Source organism: Gemmatimonas sp. (assembly GCF_044376735.1).
Classification (GTDB): Bacteria; Gemmatimonadota; Gemmatimonadetes; order Gemmatimonadales; family Gemmatimonadaceae; genus Gemmatimonas.
Genome location: NZ_JBILKJ010000008.1, coordinates 38,264 through 62,176, shown reverse-complemented (window position 1 = coordinate 62,176; position 23,913 = coordinate 38,264). Strand labels below are relative to the sequence as shown.

At 66.8% G+C, this 23,913-nt stretch carries 23 protein-coding genes; 14 read left to right on the top strand and 9 right to left on the bottom strand.

Annotated features, from left to right (window positions below):
* From ACIRA7_RS02465 to ACIRA7_RS02450, 4 genes are all read left to right on the top strand, one after another.
* The coding region (locus ACIRA7_RS02465; RefSeq protein WP_396219211.1) for an acyl-CoA dehydrogenase family protein at positions 1 to 1,069 on the top strand (1,069 nt) is incomplete at its 5' end.
* A gap of 118 nt (positions 1,070 to 1,187) precedes the next feature.
* Complete coding sequence (locus tag ACIRA7_RS02460) at positions 1,188 to 1,943, top strand: electron transfer flavoprotein subunit beta/FixA family protein (RefSeq protein ID WP_396219210.1); 756 nt, start codon at positions 1,188 to 1,190, stop codon at positions 1,941 to 1,943.
* Position 1,944: 1 nt separating this feature from the next.
* Positions 1,945 to 2,934, top strand: coding sequence for an electron transfer flavoprotein subunit alpha/FixB family protein (locus ACIRA7_RS02455; protein WP_396219209.1), 990 nt, complete (start codon positions 1,945 to 1,947; stop codon positions 2,932 to 2,934).
* Between the two features lie 8 nt (positions 2,935 to 2,942).
* Positions 2,943 to 4,988 (top strand): heterodisulfide reductase-related iron-sulfur binding cluster, encoded by a 2,046-nt coding sequence (locus ACIRA7_RS02450; RefSeq protein ID WP_396219208.1) that lies wholly within the window; start codon positions 2,943 to 2,945, stop codon positions 4,986 to 4,988.
* Here ACIRA7_RS02450 and ACIRA7_RS02445 read toward each other — a convergent pair.
* Genes ACIRA7_RS02445 through gpmI form a run of 6 tightly spaced genes read right to left on the bottom strand, consistent with a single transcriptional unit; the run spans position 4,985 to position 11,346 of the window.
* Complete coding sequence (locus ACIRA7_RS02445; protein WP_396219207.1) at positions 4,985 to 5,695, bottom strand: class I SAM-dependent methyltransferase; 711 nt, start codon at positions 5,693 to 5,695, stop codon at positions 4,985 to 4,987. The two genes, ACIRA7_RS02450 and ACIRA7_RS02445, sit on opposite strands and share 4 nt — an antisense overlap.
* A complete protein-coding gene (glp, locus tag ACIRA7_RS02440; RefSeq protein ID WP_396219206.1) occupies positions 5,692 to 6,957 on the bottom strand; it encodes a gephyrin-like molybdotransferase Glp in 1,266 nt (421 codons plus the stop codon). Before glp ends, ACIRA7_RS02445 begins: the two co-directional genes overlap by 4 nt.
* A 26-nt stretch (positions 6,958 to 6,983) precedes the next feature.
* Positions 6,984 to 8,576 (bottom strand): D-alanyl-D-alanine carboxypeptidase/D-alanyl-D-alanine-endopeptidase, encoded by a 1,593-nt coding sequence (gene dacB / locus ACIRA7_RS02435; RefSeq protein ID WP_396219205.1) that lies wholly within the window; start codon positions 8,574 to 8,576, stop codon positions 6,984 to 6,986.
* A complete protein-coding gene (locus ACIRA7_RS02430) occupies positions 8,573 to 9,001 on the bottom strand; it encodes a 6-pyruvoyl trahydropterin synthase family protein (protein ID WP_396219204.1) in 429 nt (142 codons plus the stop codon). Before ACIRA7_RS02430 ends, dacB begins: the two co-directional genes overlap by 4 nt.
* A gap of 6 nt (positions 9,002 to 9,007) precedes the next feature.
* Positions 9,008 to 9,733, bottom strand: a complete 726-nt coding sequence (locus ACIRA7_RS02425) for a hypothetical protein (RefSeq protein ID WP_396219203.1) — start codon at positions 9,731 to 9,733, stop codon at positions 9,008 to 9,010.
* A 44-nt stretch (positions 9,734 to 9,777) separates the two neighbouring features.
* Positions 9,778 to 11,346 (bottom strand): 2,3-bisphosphoglycerate-independent phosphoglycerate mutase, encoded by a 1,569-nt coding sequence (gene gpmI, locus ACIRA7_RS02420; protein WP_396219202.1) that lies wholly within the window; start codon positions 11,344 to 11,346, stop codon positions 9,778 to 9,780.
* Between the two features lie 164 nt (positions 11,347 to 11,510).
* Here gpmI and ACIRA7_RS02415 point away from each other — a divergent pair, with 164 nt between their 5' ends.
* The 9 genes from ACIRA7_RS02415 to ACIRA7_RS02375 all read left to right on the top strand — a co-directional run bounded on the left by ACIRA7_RS02415 (position 11,511) and on the right by ACIRA7_RS02375 (position 20,448).
* A complete protein-coding gene (locus tag ACIRA7_RS02415; protein ID WP_396219201.1) occupies positions 11,511 to 12,170 on the top strand; it encodes a hypothetical protein in 660 nt (219 codons plus the stop codon).
* The gene (locus ACIRA7_RS02410; protein WP_396219200.1) at positions 12,170 to 13,060 is read left to right on the top strand and encodes a L,D-transpeptidase; all 891 of its coding nucleotides are present in this window, start codon (positions 12,170 to 12,172) and stop codon (positions 13,058 to 13,060) included. The genes ACIRA7_RS02415 and ACIRA7_RS02410 overlap by 1 nt, the downstream gene beginning before the upstream one ends.
* A 122-nt stretch (positions 13,061 to 13,182) precedes the next feature.
* A complete protein-coding gene (locus ACIRA7_RS02405) occupies positions 13,183 to 14,139 on the top strand; it encodes a hypothetical protein (RefSeq protein ID WP_396219199.1) in 957 nt (318 codons plus the stop codon).
* The gene (locus ACIRA7_RS02400; protein ID WP_396219198.1) at positions 14,136 to 15,122 is read left to right on the top strand and encodes a D-Ala-D-Ala carboxypeptidase family metallohydrolase; all 987 of its coding nucleotides are present in this window, start codon (positions 14,136 to 14,138) and stop codon (positions 15,120 to 15,122) included. The genes ACIRA7_RS02405 and ACIRA7_RS02400 overlap by 4 nt, the downstream gene beginning before the upstream one ends.
* 64 nt (positions 15,123 to 15,186) lie before the next feature.
* Positions 15,187 to 15,636, top strand: coding sequence for a hypothetical protein (locus ACIRA7_RS02395; protein WP_396219197.1), 450 nt, complete (start codon positions 15,187 to 15,189; stop codon positions 15,634 to 15,636).
* The gene (locus ACIRA7_RS02390; RefSeq protein ID WP_396219196.1) at positions 15,633 to 16,049 is read left to right on the top strand and encodes a YkvA family protein; all 417 of its coding nucleotides are present in this window, start codon (positions 15,633 to 15,635) and stop codon (positions 16,047 to 16,049) included. Before ACIRA7_RS02395 ends, ACIRA7_RS02390 begins: the two co-directional genes overlap by 4 nt.
* Positions 16,050 to 16,087: 38 nt before the next feature.
* Positions 16,088 to 17,662: an IMP dehydrogenase gene (gene guaB / locus ACIRA7_RS02385; protein ID WP_396219195.1), complete on the top strand. Its 1,575-nt coding sequence runs from the start codon at positions 16,088 to 16,090 to the stop codon at positions 17,660 to 17,662.
* Between the two features lie 177 nt (positions 17,663 to 17,839).
* Complete coding sequence (locus tag ACIRA7_RS02380; protein WP_396219194.1) at positions 17,840 to 19,417, top strand: amino acid permease; 1,578 nt, start codon at positions 17,840 to 17,842, stop codon at positions 19,415 to 19,417.
* Between the two features lie 8 nt (positions 19,418 to 19,425).
* A complete protein-coding gene (locus ACIRA7_RS02375) occupies positions 19,426 to 20,448 on the top strand; it encodes a bifunctional oligoribonuclease/PAP phosphatase NrnA (protein ID WP_396219193.1) in 1,023 nt (340 codons plus the stop codon).
* A 27-nt stretch (positions 20,449 to 20,475) separates the two neighbouring features.
* On the opposite strand, the gene ACIRA7_RS02370 is transcribed toward ACIRA7_RS02375, so the two are convergent.
* The 3 genes from ACIRA7_RS02370 to ACIRA7_RS02360 are packed head-to-tail and all read right to left on the bottom strand — an operon-like array spanning position 20,476 to position 22,499.
* Entirely contained in the window at positions 20,476 to 21,576 is a 1,101-nt protein-coding gene (locus ACIRA7_RS02370; RefSeq protein WP_396219192.1) for a 6-bladed beta-propeller, read from the bottom strand.
* Positions 21,577 to 22,119, bottom strand: a complete 543-nt coding sequence (locus ACIRA7_RS02365; RefSeq protein ID WP_396219191.1) for a hypothetical protein — start codon at positions 22,117 to 22,119, stop codon at positions 21,577 to 21,579.
* Positions 22,119 to 22,499 (bottom strand): hypothetical protein, encoded by a 381-nt coding sequence (locus ACIRA7_RS02360; RefSeq protein WP_396219190.1) that lies wholly within the window; start codon positions 22,497 to 22,499, stop codon positions 22,119 to 22,121. The genes ACIRA7_RS02365 and ACIRA7_RS02360 overlap by 1 nt, the downstream gene beginning before the upstream one ends.
* Before the next feature lie 249 nt (positions 22,500 to 22,748).
* Between ACIRA7_RS02360 and ACIRA7_RS02355 the strand changes: the two genes are divergently transcribed.
* Complete coding sequence (locus ACIRA7_RS02355; RefSeq protein WP_396219189.1) at positions 22,749 to 23,909, top strand: P-loop NTPase; 1,161 nt, start codon at positions 22,749 to 22,751, stop codon at positions 23,907 to 23,909.
* Positions 23,910 to 23,913: the final 4 nt, after the last annotated feature.

Here is a 23,913-nt window from a genome sequence, read left to right as displayed (position 1 = left end):
CGAGTGCTACGTGCAGGGCCGCTTCCCCGACGAGCTCGTGGCCGAGATGGCCGAACTCGGCGTGCTCGGTGCGAACCTGCCCGAGGAGTACGGCTGCGCCGGGCTCTCGAGCGTGGCGTACGGCCTGATCATGCAGGAACTCGAGCGCGGCGACTCGGGCATCCGTTCGTTCGCGTCGGTGCAGGGCGCGCTGGTCATGTATCCGATCTTCGCGTTCGGCTCCGAGGCGCAGAAGCACCACTACCTGCCCAAGCTCGCGAAGGCCGAGATGATCGGCTGTTTCGGTCTCACCGAAGCCGACTACGGGTCGAATCCAAGTGGGATGATCACTCGCGCCAAGCAGCAGCCCGACGGCAGCTGGATCATCAACGGCGGCAAGATGTGGATCACCAACGGATCCAAGGCGCACGTCGCCATCATCTGGGCCAAGACCGGTGACAGCACCGACGACAGCAGCATCCGCGGCTTCGTCGTCGATACGTCGCTGCCCGGCTTTCATGCCAAGGACCAGCATGGCAAGCTGTCGCTCCGCGCCAGCCACACGTCCGAGTTGGTACTCACCGACGTGCACGTGCCGGCCGATGCGATCCTTCCCGAATCGAAGGGGCTCAAGAGTCCGCTCATGTGCCTCACGCAGGCCCGCTACGGCATCTCGTGGGGCGTCCTCGGCGCCGCCATGGCCTGCTTCGAGGAAGCGGTGTCGTACGCCAAGACGCGCGTGATGTTCGACAAGCCCATCGGTGGCTTCCAGATCCAGCAGGTGCGGCTGGCCGACATGCTCACCGAACTCACCAAGGCGCAGCTGGTCTCGCTGCATCTCGGACGCCTCAAGGACGCCGGCAACTTCACGCCCACGCAGGTGTCGCTGGCCAAGCGCAACAACGTGAGCATTGCCACCGACATCGCGCGGGAAGCGCGGCGCCTGCTCGGCGGCAACGGGATCCTCGCCGAGTACAGCGCCATGCGCCACATGGCGAACCTGGAGAGCGTATACACCTACGAAGGCACGCACGACGTGCACTCGCTCATTCTCGGCCAGGCGATCACGGGACTGAACGCGTTCAAGTAGGGGCGAGCGGCGCAGGCCAAAGGTGACGCTCCCGTCGCATTGCCGGCGGGGGGGCCTACGCCTACCTTCCCTTGCGCAGTAGTTCCTCATTCTCAGCCTCTTTTACGGAGCGTCCGCGGTGAAGATCGCCGTGTGCATCAAGCGCGTCCCGGTCATGGAAGTGAAGTTCGCCATAACCGCCGACGGCTCCCGCGTGGATGAAGCGGGCCTCAAGTACGACGTCAACGACTTCGATCTCTGGGCGATCGAAGCGGCGCTGCAGCTCAAGGAGAAGAACGGCAACGTGGGGGAGGTGGCTGTGATCTCCCTCGGTCCCGATGCGGCGCAGGAGCAGATCCGGAAAGCGCTTGCCATGGGGGCCGATCGCGGGGTGCTGCTGACGGCCGACCGCATACCGGCCGACGGGCTCGCGATTGCGCGTGCCCTCGCCTCCGAGCTGAAGGAGGGCGGGTATGATCTCGTGCTCTTCGGACGCATAGCCATCGATTCGATGAATCAGATGACGGGCCCGATGGTCGCCGAGCTGCTCGATCTGCCGTGCGTGACGAACGTCTTCAAGCTCGACATCACTGGCGCCGCCGGTCGCGCCGAGCGCGCGCTGGAAGGCGCGACCGAAGTGGTGGAGTTCCCGCTGCCCGCCGTCCTCACCATCGACGACGGCTTGAACAAGGAGCGGCTCCCGTCGCTCAAGGGCATCATGGCCGCCAAGAAGAAACCGCTCGACGTGAAGCCGGCGCAGCTCGGCGACGCGAAGGTCACGGTGCACAAGATGGCGCTGCCCCCTGAACGGGCCGCTGGACGCATCCTCGGCGACAGTGCCGCCGCGGTGCCCGAGCTTGTTCGACTCCTCCAGACCGAAGCGAAGGTGCTCTGAGATGGCCAACGTTCTCGTATTCGCAGAAGTACGCGGCGGCGACCTGCGCAAGGTGGCGCTCGAGGCGGTGACCGCCGGTCGCGCGCTCGCCGAGCTGTCCGGTGGCGGCAGCGTGCATGCGTTGCTCGCCGGAGACGCCGGTATCGGTGCCAAGGCGGCGTCGCTCGCGCAGTACGGCGCTGATTCGGTCCTCGTGCTCGAGCACGCCGGATTCGCGCAGTACAATCCTGAGGCGCTCGCGGCCACCGTGGCGCAGAAGCTGGGTAGCGGCACTTACGGCTACGCGCTCTTCAGCGCGACGGCGCAGGGACGCGACCTGTCGCCGCGGGTGGCTGCCAAGCTGGGCGTCGGTCTTGCGGCCGATCTCACGGGCTTCACGGTGGACGGCGGGTCGGTGCTGGGTCAGCACTTTACCATGAACGGCAAGGTCATCGCCACGTTGGCGCTCGCGGGCACGCCGGCAATTCTGTCGGTGCGTCCGGCGGCGTTCCAGCCGGCCGAGGCGCCGCGTGCGCTGGCCACCGAGTCGATCACGTCGGCCGCCGATCCATCGGCGTCGCGGGTCAAGGTGGTTGAGCTCAAGCAGGGCAACACCGGAAAGCTCGATCTCAACGATGCGCCGGTCATTGTGGCCGGTGGTCGCGGCCTCAAGGCGCCCGAGAACTTCAAGCTGTGCGAAGAGCTCGCCGAGGCCTTCGGGAACGCCGCGGTTGGGGCCACGCGTGCCGTCACCGACGAAGGCTGGCGTCCGCACTCGGATCAGATCGGACAGACGGGACGCAACGTCAGCCCGACCCTGTATGTCGCCGTCGGCATCTCGGGCGCCATCCAGCACCTGGCCGGCATGCGCACATCGAAGACCATCGTGGCCATCAACAAAGACAAGGACGCCCCGATCTTCAAGATTGCCGACTACGGCATCGTGGGCGATGTGTTCGAGGTCATGCCGGCGCTTACCGCCGCCGTGAAGGCCGCCAAGGCGCAGGGCTGACCGGGCCGATGGGGGTCTCGAATCTCGTCTTCGCGGTCATTCTCACCGTCGCGCTCGGGTTCTTCGCCCGCAGCGCGAAACGGCTGAACCGCTGGCTGCACATCGGCCACGATGAAGTCCGTACCGACCACCCCGATCAGCGGACCAAGAATTTCCTGCTGATCGGACTCGGGCAGAGCAAGATTCTGCGCGATCCGGTCGGCGGCATGATGCACGCGCTCGTGTTCTGGGGCTTCTGCGTTCTTGGTCTCGGCTTGCTCGAGATCATGATTCAGGGGCTCTACACGCCCTTCACGTGGGACGTGATTCTCCCGCGGTTCCTGTACCTGCCGTACGTAGTCTCGCAGGAACTGTTCGCGGTCTTCGTGCTGATCCCCGTCGCGTACCTGTTGTACCGCCGCCTGGTGATCAAGCCGAAGCGCTTCGCGGAAGTGAGCGGCGCCGACGCGGTGTTCATCCTGAGCATGATCGCTACGCTCATGATCACCCTGCTGCTCCTGTTCGTGATGGAGCTCCGCACCGGCGCGCCCACCGATGGTCGCATCATTTCCGGGTTGCTGCTGCCGTTGTTCAGCGGCGTGTCGCCGGAGACGGCGCACGTGGTGGCGCGCGTGTCGTGGTGGATCCACGCGGTGTTGATTCTGTACTTCCTGAACCACCTGCCGGGCTCCAAGCACCTGCACGTGCTCACGTCGCTCATCAATGTGTGGTTCTCGAACACGAGTGGTCCGGGTCGCATTGGCGCAATGCGTCCGATGGACCTCGAGGCAGAGAACGCCGAGCAGTTCGGCGCGGCCGATGTCGAGCACCTGAGCTGGAAGAACCTGCTCGACGGCTACTCGTGCACCGAGTGCGGACGATGCACGGCGGTGTGTCCGGCCAACAGTACCGGCAAGCTGCTGTCGCCGCGCATGATTGTGGTGAAGACGCGCGCGCGTCTCACCGAGAAGGCCACGACACTCGACGCGATCGCGGCCAGCGGTGGTACCGCGACGGAAGAGCAGACGGCGGTCCTCGCCAAGAATCTGCTCGACGACTGGATCACGGAAGAGGAACTCTGGGCGTGCACCAGCTGCCGCGCCTGCGTACAGGAGTGCCCGGTCAGCATCGATCAGCTCGACATTATCAACGAGCTGCGGCGCGACCTGGTGCTGATGGAGTCCCGCTTCCCCGAGGAGCTGGCGCCGGCGCTTACGAGCCTCGAGCGCAACGGGAGTCCGTGGGCGTTCAGCGCGTCGGATCGTGCGCAGTGGGCCGAGGGGATGGATATCCCCACGATGGCCGAGTTGGTGGAGAAGGGCGAGAAGGCCGACATCCTGTTCTGGGTTGGCTGCATGGGGTCGTTCGACGATCGCGCCAAGAAGATCACGGTCGCGTTCGCGCGCATTCTGCAGGCCGCCAACGTGCGCTTCGCGATTCTCGGACAGGAAGAGACCTGTCACGGTGACCCGGCGCGTCGCATGGGCAACGAGTATCTGTATCAGATGCTCGCCAAGGGCGTGATCGAAACGCTCGACGGCTATAACGTGAAGACCATCGTCACGTTCTGCCCGCACTGCTTCCATCAGATGGGCAGTGAGTTCCCGGATATCGGCGGTAACTACGAAGTCATTCACCACACCGATTACATCGAGCGGTTGCTCGCGGCTGGGCGTGTGCCGCTCGACACCGAGCATGGTCAGCGGCTCAAGGTCGCGTACCACGATTCGTGCTATCTCGGTCGCTACAACGACATCTATGACGCGCCGCGCAATACCCTCAAGCGTGCGCTGCCGATCATGGAACTCGTGGAGCCGCCGCGCACCAAGAGCCGCGGCATGTGCTGTGGTGCCGGCGGCGGACGCATGTGGATGGAAGAGAACGTCGGCAAGCGCGTGAACGTGGAGCGCAGCGAGGAGTTGCTGGCCACGGGCGCCGATCAGATCGCGGTGGCCTGTCCGTTCTGCATGACCATGATCACCGATGGTGTGACTGGCGCGGGCAGCAGTGTTCCCGTGCTCGATATCTCCGAGGTCGTGGCCTCGCGGTTGTTGCCCATCGTGGCCAGCGCCTAACGCACGCCCTCGCTCTGCCGGTGACGCAGGCGCATCACCTGAATCTCCTGCTTCACCGGCCCTTCCTCGAACTTCGTCGTGACGGTGTCGAAGATCTCGAGCCCCACGTGCACGAGATTGTCGCGGAACATGGGCAGCGCGAGCCGGCCAGGATCGGCCACCATCGCCACGCCACCCGGCGCCAGCGAGCGCGCCATGCACTCGCCCACCAGGATCGCGTACTCCTTCTCGTACAGCACGTCGGCGGCCATCACGACGTCGAACACGCCCAGATCCATGGGCCATTCGCGCCAGTTCACCATCCGCACCATGGGCTCGTGCCCCAGATTCCGCGCGGCATTGCCGCGCGTGACGTGCAGCGCGTCCTCGTAGTAGTCGGTCGCGGTGACCTCGAAACCGCCCAGCATTGCCCCGACCGTCGCCAGCCCGAGACCGCACCCCAGCTCCAGCAACCGACGCCCGGCTCCTGCTTCGCGCGCCATCGTGGCCGACAACACCCGGGCCGATGGCCACAGATCGGCCCAGTACGGCAGCCGCTCGTCCATGACGTAGTCCGCTTCGCTGATCAGGTGGTCGGCGTTCTCCGGCTTTACGAGCGTGACCGCACGTCCTGCCACATCGACCGTTTCCGTGGCGAGCGAGAAGCAGCGCCCGAGTGCCTCGTCGAGCGCCTCACCATGGAGGTCGGCCAGGATCGGTCGGGTCATGTCGTCATCAAGGGAACGTCGGGCAAGAGGACCGCGGTGAAGATCATGCCGGCGTCAGCTCGCGAGACCTCGGGGGGGATCATCAGCAAGGCGTTGGCGAGCGCCATCGTGCGCAGCAGGTTCGATCCCTGCGGGCCGGCCAGTCGTGCTTCGGGCATTCCGTCGGCCCCCGCTGATAGAATGACGCGGAGGAAGTACGTGAGCGGCGCTGGTGTGTCGGCGTGATCGAGAAAGCGCACGGGCAACCGCAGCGGGCGATAGCCGGCGTGTCCGCCGAGCCGCCGAATCAGCGGCCAGGCGAAGAGGGAGCCCGTGACCATGGTGGACACGGGATTGCCCGGCAGTCCGAGCCACGGCACGTCGCGAACGGTGCCGGTCCCGATTGGTCCGCCGGGGCGAATACGGGCGCGCCAAAACGTCTGACGTCCACCCAGCGCGGCCAGCGCGTCGCGGGTGTAGTCGTGGGCACCCACCGACACGCCGCCGGTCGTGATCAGCAGATCACAGCCGTCGTCGAGGGCGCCGACGAGGGCGCCGGTGAGGGCGTCGAGAGTGTCGGGCACGAGCGGCAGCGTGCGGACGTCGGCACCGGCGGTGCGCAGCATGGCCGGGAGCGCATAGCTCGTGGACGACACGATGCGCTGGCCCGCCTCCACCTCGTCGAACCGGTCGAGCATCACCAACTCGTCGCCGCTGGATACGATCGTCACGCGTGGCGCGCGGTGCACGGGCACGGTGTGCGCACCGATGCTGGCCAGGACGCCCAAGTGCGAGGCGCCGATGGTGGTCCCACCGGCGAACAGGTCGCTGCCCGCGGCAACGTCTTCACCACGTGGGCGCACATTCCCACGACCGTTCGCGTCGCGGTCGTCGAACACGGCTACCTGTTCGATCCCTTGGTCCGTGTCTTCGATGCGAAGCACGGCGTCCGCCCCCGGCGGCATCGGCGCACCGGTCATGATGCGCAGCGCGGTGCCCTGCTGAACCCATGGCAGCGTGGTCGCATCGGCACCGGCCGCGCTCATACCCAGGACCGGCAGCACGCGCGGCGCATCGCGCGTGGCACCCATCACGTCGGCGCGCCGCACAGCGTAGCCGTCCATACCGGCATTGTCCCACGGTGGGAGCGCGACGCCGCTGCGTACCGGCGCACCGAGCGCGCGGCCCAGCGCCCGCTCGATCGCGACCTGTTCCGTTTCGGTGGTGCGACCATCCGCCTGCTGCAGGATGGCGTCGAGCGCTTCATCGAATGAGAGTGGCACGTGCCCTGCCAGTGGCAGCGAGTTCGTCAATGCGGCGCGCGCGGCGCGGTGCCGCCCAACGCACGGCCGGCCAATGTCGTGACCAGCAGATCCTGCACGCGCTCCACGTCGCGCGTCGGCACCGTGAAGTTGTTGCTCACCATCGCAAACAGGACCAGCCTGCCATCGGCCGTGGTCACGTAGCCCGACAGTGCGCGCGCCTTGTCCAGCGTGCCCGTCTTGGCGCGGGCATTGCCCGCCGCCGGCGTGCCCTTCATGCGATTGCCAATCGTCCCGTCCACGCCGGCGATGGGCAGTGCCTCGCGATACGTCGCGAACCACGGCGAGCGGCGCATCGCGTCCAGCACGCGCACGATCGCCCGCGGCGTGACATAGTCGTGGCGCGACAGCCCGCTCCCGTCGCGGTATGCGGCGTCGCTGGTGGTGATGCCCCAGCCGGCCAACGTCCGCACGCCCACGGCGCGGGCACTGTCGGCCGATCCGTCACCGCTGCCCCGAAGGCCCGACGTCCGGAACAACAGTTCGGCAATCTGATTCTGCGACGGTTTCTGCATCCGACGCAGCACGTCCGACAATGGCGCCGACTGCAGCACCACCACCGTATCGGCCGCACGACCAACGGTATCGGTCTTCGCGAGGCGGCGACCCGCGATACGAATGCCGCCGTCGTCGAGCGACTGCGTCAGGGCCGCCACATAGGCATCGCTCGGATGGCGATACGACATCGTGATGGAGGCGCTGTCACCCAGCGCCAGCGTGCCCGTCACGACCACGCGATCGCCGATGCTGTCGTACACGGCGTCCAGGCGCGGTGGACGAGGGCTACCGGCCGGTAGCGCCACCGAATCGCGCGTGGTCGCCTGCACCACGAGTCGCGGATACGACCGCGTCGGCGCGCTCACCACCGTCACGGTGCCGCCCACCCGCGCCGCCGCACGCGCGCGCAGCTCCAGCACGCCTTCGTTGAACATCAGTTCATCGACCGCCGCGCTGTACGCCGCATCGAAATCGTCATACGCCCACCCGAAGCCGATGGTGGCGCCCGGGAATGCATCGCCAATCGCGCGAACACGGCCCGCGATGCGTGTGATGCCGCGCGCGGCCAACGCCGAACGAATCGGCGCGAACGCGTTCATCGCCGACCCGCCACTCAACGAATCGCTCACGCCGGGATCGCCGCTTCCCGACACCAGCAGATCCCCGTGCCACGTGGTCCCGCGTTGACGGCCATGCAACAGCACCGGCGTGCGCCAGCGATAGTCGGGACCCAGCGTCTGCAACGCGATCGCACCGGTCAGCAGCTTCTCGTTGGACGCCGGCATGAACAGCTTGTCGGCATCGTTGCTCAGAATCGTATCCCCACGTTCCGCATCGACGATCAACAGCCCCCAGCGCGCATTGCGCCACATGGGTGCGGCCAGCACGGAATCCACGATGCCCTGCAAAATGCCTTGGGTGGTCGGCGACGGGGCGGCCGCCGGCGGCATCAGGACGGCGGCGGCCGGCTCCGGTCGTGGCGCCTCCACCGTGCCGTGTGCACCGCGCGCGCACCCTGCCGCCAGCGCCGTACCGAGCGCGAGCGACCAGATCGCCACCCCGCGTGAGGAGAACACGGTCATGCGTCGACCTCATAGCTACTGCTGAGTGTCGTGTCCTCGGCCAGGTGCACACGAATCACCACCGCGGTGGTGTGCGCGAGCGCGCTTTGCACACGCTCGCAGATGAAGCGTGACAGATTCTCGCCGGTGGGGATCAGTCGGCCGTCGCCGAACTCGGGGACGTCGAGGTTGATGTTGCGGTGGTCGAACCGGTCGCGCACCTCGCGCTGCAGCACGCGGTCGAGAAACCCGAGGTCAACCACGAAGCCGGTTTCTTCATCGACCGGGCCGGCCACGGTCACATCGCACACGTACGTGTGTCCGTGGTAGTTCGGATGCGCACAGGCGCCGAACACCTCGGCGTTTTCCTGATCGCTCCAATCGGGGCGACGGTAGCGGTGGGCCGCGGCGAATGTCACGCGGCGGGTGAGTGACGTGCGCGGCATGCGTGGTCAGCGGAACAGTGGCAGCGTGACGCCCACCGTGACCGTGCGCGCGCCGCGCCACGCCGAGCGATTGCGCGTGTCGGTCAGCACCGACGTCGTGTCCGACGCCTTGACGAAATAGCGGTCGGGATAGTCGTACTGCCACATGAAGTTCGTGAGGTCCACCCGGATCATCGGTCCCTTGCGCGGCAGATAGCGCAGGCCGAGGCCGTAGGAGAACGAGAACTTCGTGCCAAACCGGTAGGCGCCCGTATCGGCGGCCGCGAAGTCCGTGACGATGCCGGCGCCACCGGTGATCGACGGAATGAGCCGATGCCACGTCTTCTTCCCGGTGAGCGCCAGATCGAGCCCGGTGTCGAGTTGGTGCGTCGTCACGCCCGGCGTGCCGATCACCCGCGTGGCCCGCGGATTCGTGGGCAGCAGCAGCTTGCGATCGGACGGCGCGACGATGTAGCGCACGTACAGCGACGCCGGACCGCCGATGGCGACATCGTACCGCAGCGCCGCCGCGAGCGACGACGATGGCGCCACATCGGCCGGGTCACGCTTCATCGCCATCCACCCGCCCATGATCGACAGGTTCTGCCCCAGCTTCACGTCTTCGAACGGGCTGTTGGCGGGGAGATGACCCACTTGGGCCGTCACGAGTGACGGCATCAGGCTGCCCAGCGCGATCAGCCCCATCCCGGCGAAGGAGCGCCGAGCGCGGGTCGAGCACACGAACGTGGACATCGCGGAATCCAGAGGGGAGCGCAGAACGGAAGACAAAGCGGACATCACACGGTGGGTGAAGGCGAGCGATCGCTCAGGTCGCGCAGATCGCGACCCGTGATTTCTGGAGGCAACGTGAGCCCAAGCAGCGCGAGCGCGGTCGGCCCCACATCGCACAGGGCACCGCCGCGTCGCAGCGGGACCGTTTCATCGGGGTCGAGCACGACCAGCGGCACCGGATTCGTCGTGTGCGCCGTGTGCGGCTGATGCGTGACTGGATCGACCATCACATCGGCGTTGCCGTGGTCGGCGGTAATGATCAGCCGCGCACCACCGGCTTCGGCCGCGTCGAGGATGCGACCGAGGCAGGCATCGACCGCTTCCACCGCGCGAATCGCCGCTGGAATCGAGCCGGTATGCCCCACCATGTCGGTGTTCGCGAAGTTGCACAGCATGAAGTCGTGCGTGCGATGCGCCAGCGCGTGGCACAGGATGTCGCACACGCCCGCCGCGCTCATCTCCGGCTGCAGGTCGTACGTCGCGACTTTGGGGCTGGGCATCATCTGTCGCTCTTCCCCGGGGAACGGCTCATCGCGCCCGCCGTTGAAGAAGAACGTGACGTGCGGATACTTCTCCGTCTCCGCGATACGCAGTTGCGTCAGGCCGGCGTTGGCGATGACCTCACCCACGAGGTTCCGCATCGATTGCGGCGCGAACGCCACCGGAAACGGAAACGCGTCGTCGTAGCTCGTCATGGTCGTGATCGACAACGTCGGTCGCGCGCCCGTGTCGAAGCCGGAAAAGTCGGGCATGGCGAGGGCGCGCAGCGTCTGCCGCATCCGGTCGCTCCGATAGTTGAAGCAGATGACGGCGTCGCCGTCGCGCATCGGTGCGATGGCCGCGCCGTCCGGCCCCGCCATCACGTACGGATGCACGAATTCGTCGGTGGTGCCGGCGTCGTAGGCGCGTTGCAAGGCCGCCAGCGCATCGACTTCCACCGGGGCGTCGCCGCGCACCGCCGCGCGATACCACAGGCCCGTGCGCTCCCACCGGTTGTCGCGATCCATGCCGTAGTAGCGGCCGGACACCGACGCGAGCTGCGCGCGGTCACCGATGCTCGCGAGCGCGGCCCGCAGAAACCCCATCGCCGATTGGGGCGGAGTGTCGCGGCCGTCGAGCATCGCGTGCAGCACCACCCGCCTCACTCCGCGCTGCTGTGCCAACGCCACCAGCGCCATCAGGTGCGCGTCGTGCGCATGGACGCCGCCATCCCCCAGCAGTCCCAACAGGTGGAGGGTACCGCCCGTGGCGTGAACGGCGTCGCAGGCCTGCACCAGGGCGCCGTTCTGGAAGAAGCTCCCGTCTTCGATCGCGCTGCCGATCCGCACCAGATCCTGCATGACGATCCGGCCTGCCCCTAAATTGAGGTGCCCGACCTCGCTGTTGCCCATCTGCCCGTCTGGAAGTCCAACGGCGCGTCCCGAGGCCGTCAACAGGGTGCGCGACTCGTGGGCCCAACTGCGATGCCAGTTCGGCGTGTCCGCCATCAGGATCGCATTCGAGTCCCGTTCTTCCCGGTAGCCCCAGCCATCCAGAATGATGAGGGCTACGGCACGTGCAGGTCGCGCAGTCATCAGGAAATTGGGTAAGCTGAAGGGGCCGGCCGCGCCACCGAAGCATGGGGCCGTGCGCGATCCGGTTCGGGATCGCGGAAGCATGTCGCACTGTTGGAATCTACTGGAAGGCGCGACCGCGACACCACCGTCCGCCCCCCTGTTCTATCCCCAATCGAGCTCCGATGCGCGTTCGTCGTCGTACGCTGATGCTGCTGTTGCTGCTGCTGGCCATCGGCGCGTTCGATGGATTCCTGCTCCTCCGGCGGGCGCGCTATCGCGACGAGACGACGCGACTGCGGGCCGGCATGTCCACGCTCGAGCGTACCCGCGCTGATGCCATTGTTGCCGCGCAGGCCGATCGGGCCGAGTTGATGCTCGAACTCATGCGCCGGCAGGCCGACGGGGACGACGACCTGCACCTCGCCATCAGCACCGATTCCTCGTATCTGGCCTTGGATCGGGGGGCCGCCCGCCTGCGCGTGATCACGGCCGAAATCGGCCCGGCCCGTCGGGTCGGCGTGGCGCCCGACACCATGCACGTGGCCATCCCGCGCGGGCTCCGGGCCGTCCAGCGCCTGCTCGTCGCCAGCGACCGCTACGAACTGCCGGCGTGGGTGTGGGTAGATCGTGGGCTACCGGTCCCCACCGTGCGTGCCGATAGCGGGTGGGTCGGTCGCGGTGCCATCGTCACCACCGGTGGCACACTCATCTACTCGCTCCCGGCCTCGGGACCGCTCGCCGACAGCAACTATGTGATGCCCGGCAGCATTCGCGTGCCCGCGGGCGACCTCGCGGCCATTCGTGAGAATCTCTCCTCCGGCATGCGGGTCTATTTCTTCTGATGACCACCACTCCGCTCTCTTCGCGCCGCGGCTCGCCCATCGGTCGGCGCACCGGCTGGCGCGGCGCGCCTCGGTGGCTGCTCCTGCTGGTCGCCGTAGCCGTCGTGCACGCCGTGTGGCTACTCCGCGGCACCCTGCGTGACCGCTTCGAACGCGACGTGGCCCGCATGGTCTTCAACGACAACAGCGAGGCGCTGGAGCAGGCCGAGCTGCAGGCTGGGGTCGTGACCGATAGCCTCCGGGCGGTCCTCGACGACACGCCCCCGCCGCCGTCCGTCGACGCCAACTACCTGGTGGTCTCCATCGCCGACCGCCGCGTCTGGTACAAGAATCGTGACAGCGTGCTGTTCACGGCGCCGGTGGCCACCGGCTCCGGCAAGCAGCTGGTCATCAAGGGCAACAACCGGGTTCTGCGCTTCGAGACCCCACGCGGTCGCCTCACGGTGCAGCGTCGGGATTCGGCCCCCGCCTGGATTCCCCCCGACTGGCACTACCAAGAACAGGCGAACAAGCGCGGACTTGGCCTCGTCCAGCTCGTGCGCGGTGTGCCTCTCAAGCTCCGCGACGGCTCCCAACTCCTCGTCCAAGGGAACGACGTCGTGCGTCGCGGGCCCGACGGCAGCATCCGTCCACTCACGGCGAGTGATGGTCGTGAAATCGTCGCCGACAGCAAAATTGTGATCCCCCCGTACGGCACGAACCAGCGAAAATACACCGACGTGCTTGGCACCCACCGCCTGTACCTCGGCGACGGCTATGCCCTGCACGGCACCAATAACCCCGCCTCGATCGGGCAGGCCGTTAGCCATGGATGTGTCCGATTACGGAACCAGGACATTGCCGAGCTGTATGACCGGGTCGCAGTCGGCACTCCGGTCTACATCTACTGATTCCCGGGTCGGCTATATTTCCTGACTGTCGCTCAATCGTCTCTCGTTTGAGCGCCTAACCCGATGCCGTGACCCAGCGCACTCTCGAGACACCGCAGGCAGCCCAGGAGAGACCACCCTCCGTGCGGCGCCGTCAGACATACAACTGGTACCGGCTCGCCGTCACGGTGGCCGGTGCGGTCGCGTGCGCCGGTGTCATGGCGTTTGCGCATCCGGCATCGGCGGACGTCGCGGCCCATCGTGCCGTGCGCGGTGCCACGCGTCCCGTCGCCGCGCTGCCACGTCTCCCGCTCCTCGATTCCCTGAAGGGCCGCAGCCGCAAACTTCGCGCCCGTTTCCTTAGCCCGACCCGTGCCGCGGGTATTCCGTTGCTGCGCGAGCTGTTCGGAGACAGCGCCGTGTCGCGCGCCGGCGTCTATGCCGCCAACGATACCGCCGGGGCGTTCCATTTCATCACCATGCGTCCGTTCGCCGATAAAGTGAAAGGACGCATCGGCGGCTATCGGATCGGATTCTTCCCCAGTGAGCAGCGCTCCGTGCGTTCGGCCGCCTATAGCAATCCCGACGGCTTTCTCGAGGTCACGGCCCGCAATCAGGACACGCCGATCTCCGAGCACTTCCGGCTACGCGATTTCCTCACGCACGATCAATCCGCGGTCTGGCCGAAGTACCTCGTGCTCCGTGAGCCGCTGGTCGACAAGCTCGAGCTGGTGCTGGCCGAGCTGCGTAGTATGGGCGTCCCAGCCAACCGGCTGCGGGTCATGTCGGGCTTCCGCACCCCGCAGTACAACCAGCAGGGCGTCGGCGCCGGTGGACGGGTGCAGGACAGTCGGCACCAGTACGGCGATGCGGCCGACGTCTATGTCGTGAACGGTGATCGCGACTGGATGAGCGATCTCAATCGCGATGGACGCATCGACACGCGTGACGCGAAAGTCCTGGCTCAGGCCGCCGAGAACGTGGAGCGTAACCACCCCGACCTCATCGGCGGTGTCGGCATCTACAAGGCCACCTCGACGCATGGCCCGTTCGTGCACATCGATGTGCGTGGGACGCGGGCGCGTTGGGGGGCGATGTGATTCGTCGTCGTGTCGCCTTGGTGCTGAGCGGGACGGCGGCCATTGCGGCCGCGGTCCTGTATCAGCCGCCCGCTGAGCTGCTGGCCGGGTCGTCCGCGGTGAGCGTCAAGCGAGCCGTGCCCATTGTCGAAGCGGCACCGGAGTCGCGCGGCGTGAGTGGCGACGTCCACATGCAGTTTGTGCGCGCCGGTGAACGCGTGGCGTTCCCCGTGCGTGTACGTGGCAACGCGCAGGGGTTCACGTACCAGTGGATCGAGGTGCGCAGCAATAGCTCGGCCGATGTCGCGCGTCCGCTGCAGGGCGACACGTTGCTTGCGCCGCTTACGCCTGGCTTCTACGAACTGGTCGTGACGCGGGCCGGCGTGGCGCAACGCATCACCGAGCCGCGTCTCGCGGTGCTCGTGCCCTTCGAGCTCAAGCTGGGCAGTACGCTCAACGGCTATCAGATCGGTCGTTATCCCGCCGAGTGGGGGCGCGACGAGCAGGCCGAGCGTCCGGCCGGCTTTGCCGAGGTACGGGAGGCCGACCTCGATATGCAGCTCACGCGGCACATCAAGGTGCGCGATTTCGTGACGCACGATCGGCAGACGATCTGGCCGCGCTATGTAGCGGTCGATCCGCGTGTGCTCGACAAGCTCGAACTGGTCATGCGCGAATTGGCGCGCCGTCGCGGTGAAGAGCACATGGATTTCGATGTCGAAGTGCACAGTGGCTTCCGCACGCCGATCCACAATGCCGGTGTCGAAGGCTCGGCTCGCGATTCGCGCCACCTCTATGGTGACGCCGCCGACGTCGCGATCGATGCCGATGGCGACGGCAAGCTCACGATCTTCGATGCCTATCGGGTCGAGCAGGCGGTCGACTGGGTGGAACGGCTGCACCCTGAACTGGCCGGTGGGCTCGGTGTGTACAGCAGCCGACGCTTCGCCACGCCATATTGCCATATTGACGCGCGCGGCGAACGGAAACGCTGGCGCGGCTGAGTCGTAGGGCAGGGTGGCGCTCCTGTCCCGCCCGAACGTGCGTCCCCGAGACGCCGGAGGTTCGATGAATCCGTACGTCCGCGACCGCATCAATCGCAAGCTCGACACGCTCTCCGATGAGCGTCTCTATCAGATCCTCGACTATGTCGAGTTTCTGGAGTCCAAGTACGCTGAGAAGTCCGCCCCGGTGGCCAACGTCTTCACGCGATTCGCCGAAGGCGTCGAGGATAAACTGCGCGCCGGCGGTGTCGCGGTCGGCACGGTGGCCGAGACGATGGGCTTCCTCAACAAGGCGATGGGCGTGCTGAATGGCGTCGCCCAAACCACGATGACGGTGGCCGGCGACGTGGTGAACGCGGCGAAGACCGCCGCCGATCAGGTGGGGGCTCCCCCGCCGGCCGCGCCGTCGCCCGTCACACCGCCCGTCACACCGCCCCCCGCACCGGGTATGCCACCGTCCGCGACCGCGACACCGTCGGCGCCGCCGTCGGCGCCGCCTGGCGCGGCCGCATGATGAAGAACGGGGACGACGAATTGCCCCGGCCGCAGACCGGTCTGAAGCGCTCCGTGCTCGGCGCCATCCGGCAGATTCCGTCCTACCTCCGGCTGCTTGTCGGATTGATCGGCGACCGTCGGGTGTCGAAGTTCGACCGCATCCTCGTGCTGGCCGCTGCGGCCTACTTGGTGTCGCCCCTCGACTTCATTCCGGACGTGATCCCGTTTTTCGGCGAGGTCGATGACCTGTTCCTGCTGCTGACCGCGCTGCAGCGCCTGATCGCCAACGCGGGGCGCACCGTATTGCTCGATCACTGGCGCGGTGCGCCGGACGAACTCGACGACATGAACCTCGCGCGGCTCGCGAGCGCGGCTGGATTCTTCCTGCCCATCGGGCTCCGTCGTCGGCTGCGAAAAATGGCCGGGCGCTAACCGCTGGACAGCGTCCTCGAGGCCGTCTACTCTTCAAGATGGCACCCTCGACGACAGACCACCCGACGCAGCAGCAACCGCCCGCCGCCGACGCCACGTCGGCGAGCGGGCTTTCGCGTTCCCATACCAGCAGCGCCAGCATCGGTGCGCGATCGCCCTCGCGCGTGCGCGACGACCTCGCGTTGACGTTCGACGATGTTCTGCTCGCCCCGCGCCATTCCACGACGCATCCGCGGGAAGTCAGCATCGCCTCGCGCTTCACGCGCGGGATCACGCTGAACGTGCCCCTCGCCTCGGCCGCGATGGACACCGTGACCGAGAGCGAGATGGCGATCGCGATGGCGCGGTTCGGCGCCATCGGCGTGCTGCACAAGAATATGTCCATCGACCGGCAGGCCGCCGAAGTCGATCGCGTGAAGCGCAGCGAGAGCGGGATGATCCTCAATCCGATCACGCTCTCACCCACTGCCTCGCTCCGCGAGGCGGTCGCGCTCATGATGCGCTTCAAGATTTCCGGCGTCCCGATCGTGGATGACAGCGGCTTGCTGGTCGGTATCCTGACCAATCGCGACCTGCAGTTCGAGCGCGATCTCGACCGCCCGTTGCGCGATGTGATGACCTCGCAGGACCTGGTCATCGCCCCCGTCGGCACCACCCTCGACGAGGCGGAGCGCATCCTGGGCAAGCATCGCATCGAGAAGCTCCCGGTGGTCGACGAGCGCGGCGTGCTCAAGGGCCTCATCACCGTGAAGGACATCCATAAGCGGCGCCAGTATCCCGACGCCAACAAGGACATCCACGGTCGGCTGCGCGTGGCCGCGGCGCTGGGGGCGGGCGGAGATTACCTCGATCGTGCCCGCGCGCTGATTCAGGCAGGGGTCGACGTGCTCATCATCGACACGGCGCACGGCCACAGCGAAGGGGTGCTGCAAGCCACCGCCCGGGTACGCGACGCGTTCCCCGAGGTGCAGCTGGTTGCCGGCAACGTGGCCACCCGGGCCGGGGCCGCCGCCCTGGTGGAGCGCGGCGTCGATGCCGTGAAGGTCGGTGTGGGACCGGGCTCCATCTGCACCACGCGCGTCGTCACCGGCGTCGGCGTCCCGCAACTCACCGCCGTCATGGATGCGGTGGAAGGGGCGGGCGATGTCCCGGTCATCGCCGACGGTGGCGTGAAGTATTCGGGGGACATCGTGAAAGCACTCGCCGCCGGTGCCTCGAGTGTCATGATGGGGTCGATGCTGGCGGGCACCGAGGAGAGCCCGGGCGAGTCGTTCCTGCTCGAGGGACGTCGGTTCAAGATGATCCGCGGCATGGGATCGCTGTCGGCCATGCAGGACGGTTCGGCCGACCGGTATTTCCAGGACGGCGAAATGTCCCCCAAGAAGCTGGTGCCGGAGGGCATCGAAGGGCGCGTGCCGTACAAGGGCGCGGTCGGCGACGTGATCTTCCAAATGATCGGGGGGCTACGAAGCGGCATGGGCTACGTCGGCTGCGGCACGATCGAGCAGCTGCGCACGGACGCAGAGTTCGTGCGCATCACGACGGCCGGATTGCGCGAATCGCACCCCCACGACGTTACAATTACCCGCGAGGCGCCGAACTACTCGCTCTGAGGTTCGGCCCTCGGCTCGACCTCACGGGCCCCCTCCCCACCACGGACGCGGTGAGACCGCGTCCGCGAAGTGACGCGAAGGCGGTCCGCGCCGTATCGTTCCGTCCAGTGCTCCCTCCCTGCAGATGCGCGGTGCCGGCATCCGCGTCCCACCCCACCCCGTCCCCCCCCCCGACTGATGGGAATCTGGTCCAAGAAGTCGATCACGGCGCTGCGCGCCGAAGCCGCGAGTTCCGAGGGCGGCCTGAAGCGAACGCTCGGCGCGCTCAATCTCACGATGCTGGGAATCGGCGCCATCATCGGTGCCGGCATTTTCGTGCTCACGGGTACGGCGGCCGCCAACTTTGCCGGACCCGGCGTCTCGCTGTCATTCGTGCTGGCCGGCCTCGCCTGTCTGTTCGCAGGGCTCTGCTACGCCGAATTCGCGTCGATGATTCCGATCGCCGGCTCGGCCTACACGTACAGCTACGCCACGATGGGTGAAGGGGTGGCCTGGTTCATCGGCTGGAACCTGGTGCTCGAGTACCTGTTCGCCGCAGCCACGGTGGCGGTGGGCTGGTCGGGCTACTTCAGCGCGATGCTGAGCAGCGTTGGCATTCATGTGCCGGCGGCGTTTGCGTCCGCCCCGCTGACGGTGGAGAACGGGCATCAGGTGGTGCGCGCCTTTACCTGTGTGGACGCCACCACGGGTTCGACACTCGTTGATGCCGTCACCAAGGCCGCGTTCGTCGCCCGCGACGCCTGCACCGCGGCGGGGGGCGAAGTCGTGAACGGCTTGATCAACCTGCCGGCGATTCTGCTCATTCTCGGGTTGACCATGCTGCTGGTGCGTGGCGTGCAGGAATCGGCCACGTTCAACAACATCATCGTCGCAATCAAAATGGTGATCGTGTTGCTCGTGATCGGCTTCGGCTTCATGTACGTGAATACCGACAACTGGCACCCGTTCATCCCCGACATGGTCACGAACCCCGACGGCAGCACGAAGTTCGGCATGTCGGGCGTGCTGCGCGCGGCACCGGTCGTGTTCTTCTCCTACATCGGCTTCGACGCCGTCTCCACTGCGGCACAGGAAGCGAAGAATCCGCAGCGTGACCTGCCGATCGGTATGATCGCGTCGCTGTTGATCTGTACCGTGCTCTACATCCTGATGTCGCTGGTGATGACCGGGCTCGCCCCGTACACGGCACTCGGCGTGGCGCACCCGGTATCGGCCGCCCTGGAAGCAGTTCCGCAGCTCAAGTGGCTCGAGTACCTCGTGAACATCGGCGCCGTCGCTGGGTTGTCGTCGGTCGTGCTGGTGATGCTCATGGGCCAGCCGCGTATCTTCTACACGATGTCGCGCGACGGCCTCCTTCCGAAGATCTTCGCCAAGGTGCATCCGAAGTACCAGACACCGGCCGCGTCCACGTGGATCGTCGGGATCATCGCGATCATCATCGCGGGCTTCTTCCCGCTTGGCCTGCTCGGTGAGCTCGTGTCGGGTGGAACGCTGGCAGCCTTCGCCACGGTGTGCATCGGCGTACTCGTCCTGCGCAAGCGCTCTCCGGAACTCGAGCGTCCGTTCCGTACGCCTTGGGTGCCGCTCGTACCGATCCTGGGAGCGGGGGCCACGCTGTACATGATGTATCAGCTGCCCGGGCTCACCTGGACGCTGCTCGGTATCTGGACGGCGATCGGCATGACCGTGTACTTCGTGTACGGCATGGGGAACTCGAAGATTGGCAAGGCGGATAACACAAGCGGCGCCAAATGAGTGATGGCGTGCTGACGGCGTCCACGTCACGGCGCGACGCGATCGAAGCATGGTTTGCGACCCTACGCCCCGGCATGACCGTGGCGCTGTCGACGCATATCAACTCCGATGGCGACGGCTGTGGTTCGGAGACGGCGTTGGCACGCCTGCTGGCACAGCGTGGGATTCATGCCCGTATTGTGAATCCCACGCCCTGGCCGGCCATGTTCAACTTCCTCCTCGGTGATGACATTGAGGAGGCCAGTGCGCGCGGGGCCGTCGCTCTCGACGGCATCGATGCGCTGATCGTACTCGACATCAACGACGTACGCCGCCTCGGGCAGCTCGCCGACAAGGTGCGTGCGCTCACCGTGCCGATTTCGGTGGTCGACCACCATGTCGCCGGCGATGAACCCGTGGGCCACATCGCGGTGGCCGACACCGCCGCCTGCGCCACCGGCGAATTGGTGTTCGACATCGCCATGACGCTCGGTCTGGAGCTCACGCCGGCGGTGGCGCAGTCGCTGTACGCGGCGATCCTGACGGATACGGGCAGCTTTCGCTTCAGCAACACGTCGCCGCGCGCGCACGCCATTGCGGCCGCGCTGTTGGCGGCCGGGGTGAACCCGGAAGAGATGTACCGCCGCATCTACGCTCAGGTAAGCGTGGGGCGCCTGCAGCTGCTGCGCGAAGCGCTGGGCACGTTGCACGCCGACCCCGAGATCGGGCTGTCATACATCGCGGTGGCCGCCGGAGCGATGGAGCGCTTCGATATCTCCAGCGAAGAGCTGGACGGTATTGTGGAGCATCCGCGATCGATCACGGGCACGCGCATGGCGATGTTCTTCCGCGACCTCGGGCACGGCAAGGTGAAGGTGTCGTTCCGGAGTACCGGATCGGTGGACGTGCAGCAGTTCGCGCGTCGCTACGGTGGCGGGGGGCATGCCAAGGCGTCAGGGGCGTTGCTCACGGGGAATCTGGCCGAGGTGCAGGAGCAGGTGGTGGCAGACGCCCGTGCGTATCTGACCGGCGGGGACACCGCGACGGCGTAGGGGTGCGCCTGCATTCGGACGCCCGTGCTATTTCCGTCGCTGCTGCTTGGCGATCTCGCGTGGGGAGAGGGGCGTGGTGGAGAGCGCCACCACCAACGACGTCTCCGTACCGATCAACGCGGCCACGAGTCGGCCGTCTGGCGTCATGGCGAGTGCCGAGGGCGCAAATGGCAGTCGGCGCGAATAGAGATACGCGCCGTCGCTGGCGCGGTAGTAGTCGAGCAGTTGGTGTGGATGCAACTTCGTCGCGCCTGCCTCGATAATGACCGTGTCTCCACGCTGCATGGCACCGCGGGTGATCGGGCTGACCTCCGAGATCATGGTGGTCTGCGTCGTGATGTGCTTGGCCGTGCGCTCGAGTCGACGCTGCGTGGTCACCACCACCGCCTCAGCTCCCGCTTCGATGTACGGGAATCGTTTGGCGGTGCCATTCGACGACACGCTGTACCACGAACTCCCAAAGTACGGCGCGACGGCCACGGTGTCGCCCACGCACGCATCGGCGATATAGGCGGCGTTGGCGAACGATGGGGCAGTCTGCCGCGCGGTGGCGACTGGCAGCGAGGTGCGCGTCAGTGTTTTCCCGCTGCTGTCGATCAGCGCCAATGCCCGTAGGGCGCCAAGATACTTCACCCGGATGCGTCCTCGAGGCAGCAGGCACATCGCCTCCACCGCGGGGCCGTCGGGCACGATCGTCGTCCAGAGAAATCGTCCGGAGTCCGAATAGACGGTGAGCCGACTGGTTGCGGCGTCGAGCACACCCACATGCCGCGCGGTGGCCGCCACCTGGATGGGTTGCTTGAACTCTCCCGGACCTTGGCCGGTCGCCTTGAGGACGAATCGCTTCGCACCAGACGTGACATCGAACGCGTGCACTTCCCGTGTGCCGGCGTCGAGTACGACCACCACCTGGTTGGTGATGGCGATCCCACGTGGTTCGACCAGGAGATCCGGATCCTTGGTCCCGCCGCGCACCCACTCCCGGATGTAGAACGAATCCGCGTGGAATCGGCGAGTCGTGGACGACCGCTGTGCCTGGACGGCGGTGCTGCTGATGGGTGTAGTGACCACCAGCGCCACGATGATCCGGGCAAGCGCGCGAAGCGGTACGCGAGACGTGACAGGCATTCAGAGTTCCTCGATCCAGGTGAGTCCTTCGATGATGCGCCGCAGTCCGGCCACTTCGCGTGAAGAGCGCGGACTCTGCGTGGTGAAGCGCACGCGCCCTTCCTGATCGAGCACGAGCAAGGCGGGCGTGGTGGTGTGACCGAGGGACGCGAAGTGCCGCACGACCGCGGGCGGGGCCGCGCGGAGGGGGATCGCGGCCGTCCACGACGGCAGTGCCATCCGGATGTTTGTCGAGTCAGATACCGGGCCCACATACCAAACGACGGCCAGCTGGATATGTCGTGGTGTCGAACCGCGATGCAGCACGTGCAGCATGCGCAGATTGCCGGAGCAATCGGCGAGTTGCAGCAGGACCGCGGCCTGCACGGCCCTGGGAGCCCGCGCACTCGCCGACGTGGCCGGCGTCAGCGTGCGCGCGGCGTGCCGCATCGCACCGGGGAGCGTCCGCTGCGGCATCGCTCGCGCGACGTCGTATCCGACGCCGGCGAGCGAGACCACAAGCGCCGCGACCACCCAATGCCGCAGGGTCGGGGCGCGATGCATCAGTCTTCGCAGAGTTCGATGTTCTCTTCGAATCCGTCGTCCGACGTTCCACTGGTGGGCGTGGCGCTGCACGTCTTGTACGCACCCCCAGTGGTGGAGCCGGAGTTTTGGGCGGTCCGGTCCTTGTACAGCGTCTTGTGGCCCGTGGAGCAGTTCGTCTGCGTAAACTTGAACCCACCAGTGCGCAGAAACAGGTTCAAGTCGAATTGGATGGTCGTCTCGCAGGTGGTGATCGGCTGCGATCCGCACGCCGTGAGCGTACCCATCGCACAGGCCGTCGGCGTCACCGTCGTACTCTGCGCCCGCGCGCGCGACACATCGACCGTGGCCACTGTGAACAGCACCGCGAACACGCCGAACGCGGCGCGGGGAATGGTCATCATCATGAGATACCTCGGGATCTATCCGTGAAGTGGTGCGCCGCGGAATACGTCGCACCGGTCGCCGCGCCCCGGATCCGCGTGACGGGGCCAGCATACCACCCCCGCGTCATTCGGCTGTCATCCGATTCGTGCACCCGTGGCCATTCCACCGCCGAACCGCCGTCTGGACGGTCGCTTCCCGCTTGGAGCGTCCCCGCAAGGCGCCTACTTTTCGGGACGTAGTTCTCCCGATACCCCGACTCTCCCATGCAGCCTCTCATGGAGCGGATCACCGGCGCCCTCGCCACGGTCCGCAACCCCCGCACTGGCGCCGATGTCATGGCCGCCGACATGGTGCGGGATATCGCCACCACCGTCGACGGCAAGGTGCGCCTCACGCTCCTGCTGGCGGCCGATGACGACGCCACGCTCGTGCGCGACGTCCGCCAGGCCATCGAGGCGCTCGCGGGCGTGTCCGATGTCCGCGTTGATGTGCGCGACCCCGCGCAAACCGAACCCACACCGGCGCGCCGCGCGCCGACTTCCGCACCGCCAGCCATGAATCAGCCGCAAGCGCCCGCCACCGGCGGCATGGGACGCGCTCTCCCCGTCATGGATGCCGCCCCCAAGGCGCCGCCCAAGGTCCCCGAGCCGGTCGCCTATCCGCAGCTCGGTCGCATCATTGCCGTGTCGTCGGGCAAAGGCGGCGTGGGCAAGAGCACCGTGGCCGTGAACCTCGCCGTCGCGCTCGCCAAGATGGGTAAGCGGGTCGGCATCATGGACGCCGACATCTACGGCCCCAACCTGCCGCTTATGCTTGGCGTCGACGCGGCGCCCTCGGTGGTGGACGAAAAGATCATTCCGCTCGAGGCCTACGGCATCAAGGTGATGTCGATCGGCTTCCTGATCGAGAAGGAACAGCCGGCCATCTGGCGCGGCCCGATCGTCATGAAGATCCTCACGCAGTTCCTGAAGGACGTGGCGTGGGGCCAGCTCGACTACTTCCTGGTCGACATGCCACCGGGCACCGGCGACGCGCAGCTCTCGCTCGTGCAGGCCACGCAGGTGCACGGCGCCGTGATCGTGACCACGCCGCAGCAGGTGTCGGTGGGTGACGCGCTCCGCGGCGTGAAGATGTTCGAGCGCACCGCCGTGCCGGTGCTCGGCATCGTGGAGAACATGTCGTACTTCGAGAACCCCGAAACGGGCAAGCCGATCGCCGTGTTCGGTACCGGCGGTGGCGCTCGGTTGGCGGCGGAAACCAACCTGCCGCTCATCGGACAGGTGCCACTCGATCCGCGTATTCAGGAAGGCGGTGACACCGGTCGTCCCATCGTCGACGCCGAGCCGACCTCGCGCGCTGCGAAGGAACTCGAAGCGATCGCCCAGCGGGTCGTGGAGCGCCTTGTCGGCATCTACGGCGCCTAGTCGA

Excerpts from the sequence above, each read along its gene's own strand:
- ACIRA7_RS02455 (WP_396219209.1), top strand. The coding sequence starts at position 1,945 with ATGGCCAACGTTCTCGTATTCGCAGAAGTACGCGGCGGCGACCTGCGC.
- ACIRA7_RS02450 (WP_396219208.1), top strand. The coding sequence starts at position 2,943 with ATGGGGGTCTCGAATCTCGTCTTCGCGGTCATTCTCACCGTCGCGCTC.
- ACIRA7_RS02445 (WP_396219207.1), bottom strand. The coding sequence starts at position 5,695 with ATGACCCGACCGATCCTGGCCGACCTCCATGGTGAGGCGCTCGACGAG.
- dacB (WP_396219205.1), bottom strand. The coding sequence starts at position 8,576 with ATGACCGTGTTCTCCTCACGCGGGGTGGCGATCTGGTCGCTCGCGCTC.
- ACIRA7_RS02430 (WP_396219204.1), bottom strand. The coding sequence starts at position 9,001 with ATGCCGCGCACGTCACTCACCCGCCGCGTGACATTCGCCGCGGCCCAC.
- ACIRA7_RS02425 (WP_396219203.1), bottom strand. The coding sequence starts at position 9,733 with ATGTCCACGTTCGTGTGCTCGACCCGCGCTCGGCGCTCCTTCGCCGGG.
- gpmI (WP_396219202.1), bottom strand. The coding sequence starts at position 11,346 with ATGACTGCGCGACCTGCACGTGCCGTAGCCCTCATCATTCTGGATGGC.
- ACIRA7_RS02415 (WP_396219201.1), top strand. The coding sequence starts at position 11,511 with ATGCGCGTTCGTCGTCGTACGCTGATGCTGCTGTTGCTGCTGCTGGCC.
- ACIRA7_RS02410 (WP_396219200.1), top strand. The coding sequence starts at position 12,170 with ATGACCACCACTCCGCTCTCTTCGCGCCGCGGCTCGCCCATCGGTCGG.
- ACIRA7_RS02395 (WP_396219197.1), top strand. The coding sequence starts at position 15,187 with ATGAATCCGTACGTCCGCGACCGCATCAATCGCAAGCTCGACACGCTC.
- ACIRA7_RS02390 (WP_396219196.1), top strand. The coding sequence starts at position 15,633 with ATGATGAAGAACGGGGACGACGAATTGCCCCGGCCGCAGACCGGTCTG.
- guaB (WP_396219195.1), top strand. The coding sequence starts at position 16,088 with ATGGCACCCTCGACGACAGACCACCCGACGCAGCAGCAACCGCCCGCC.
- ACIRA7_RS02380 (WP_396219194.1), top strand. The coding sequence starts at position 17,840 with ATGGGAATCTGGTCCAAGAAGTCGATCACGGCGCTGCGCGCCGAAGCC.
- ACIRA7_RS02370 (WP_396219192.1), bottom strand. The coding sequence starts at position 21,576 with ATGCCTGTCACGTCTCGCGTACCGCTTCGCGCGCTTGCCCGGATCATC.
- ACIRA7_RS02365 (WP_396219191.1), bottom strand. The coding sequence starts at position 22,119 with ATGCATCGCGCCCCGACCCTGCGGCATTGGGTGGTCGCGGCGCTTGTG.
- ACIRA7_RS02360 (WP_396219190.1), bottom strand. The coding sequence starts at position 22,499 with ATGACCATTCCCCGCGCCGCGTTCGGCGTGTTCGCGGTGCTGTTCACA.
- ACIRA7_RS02355 (WP_396219189.1), top strand. The coding sequence starts at position 22,749 with ATGCAGCCTCTCATGGAGCGGATCACCGGCGCCCTCGCCACGGTCCGC.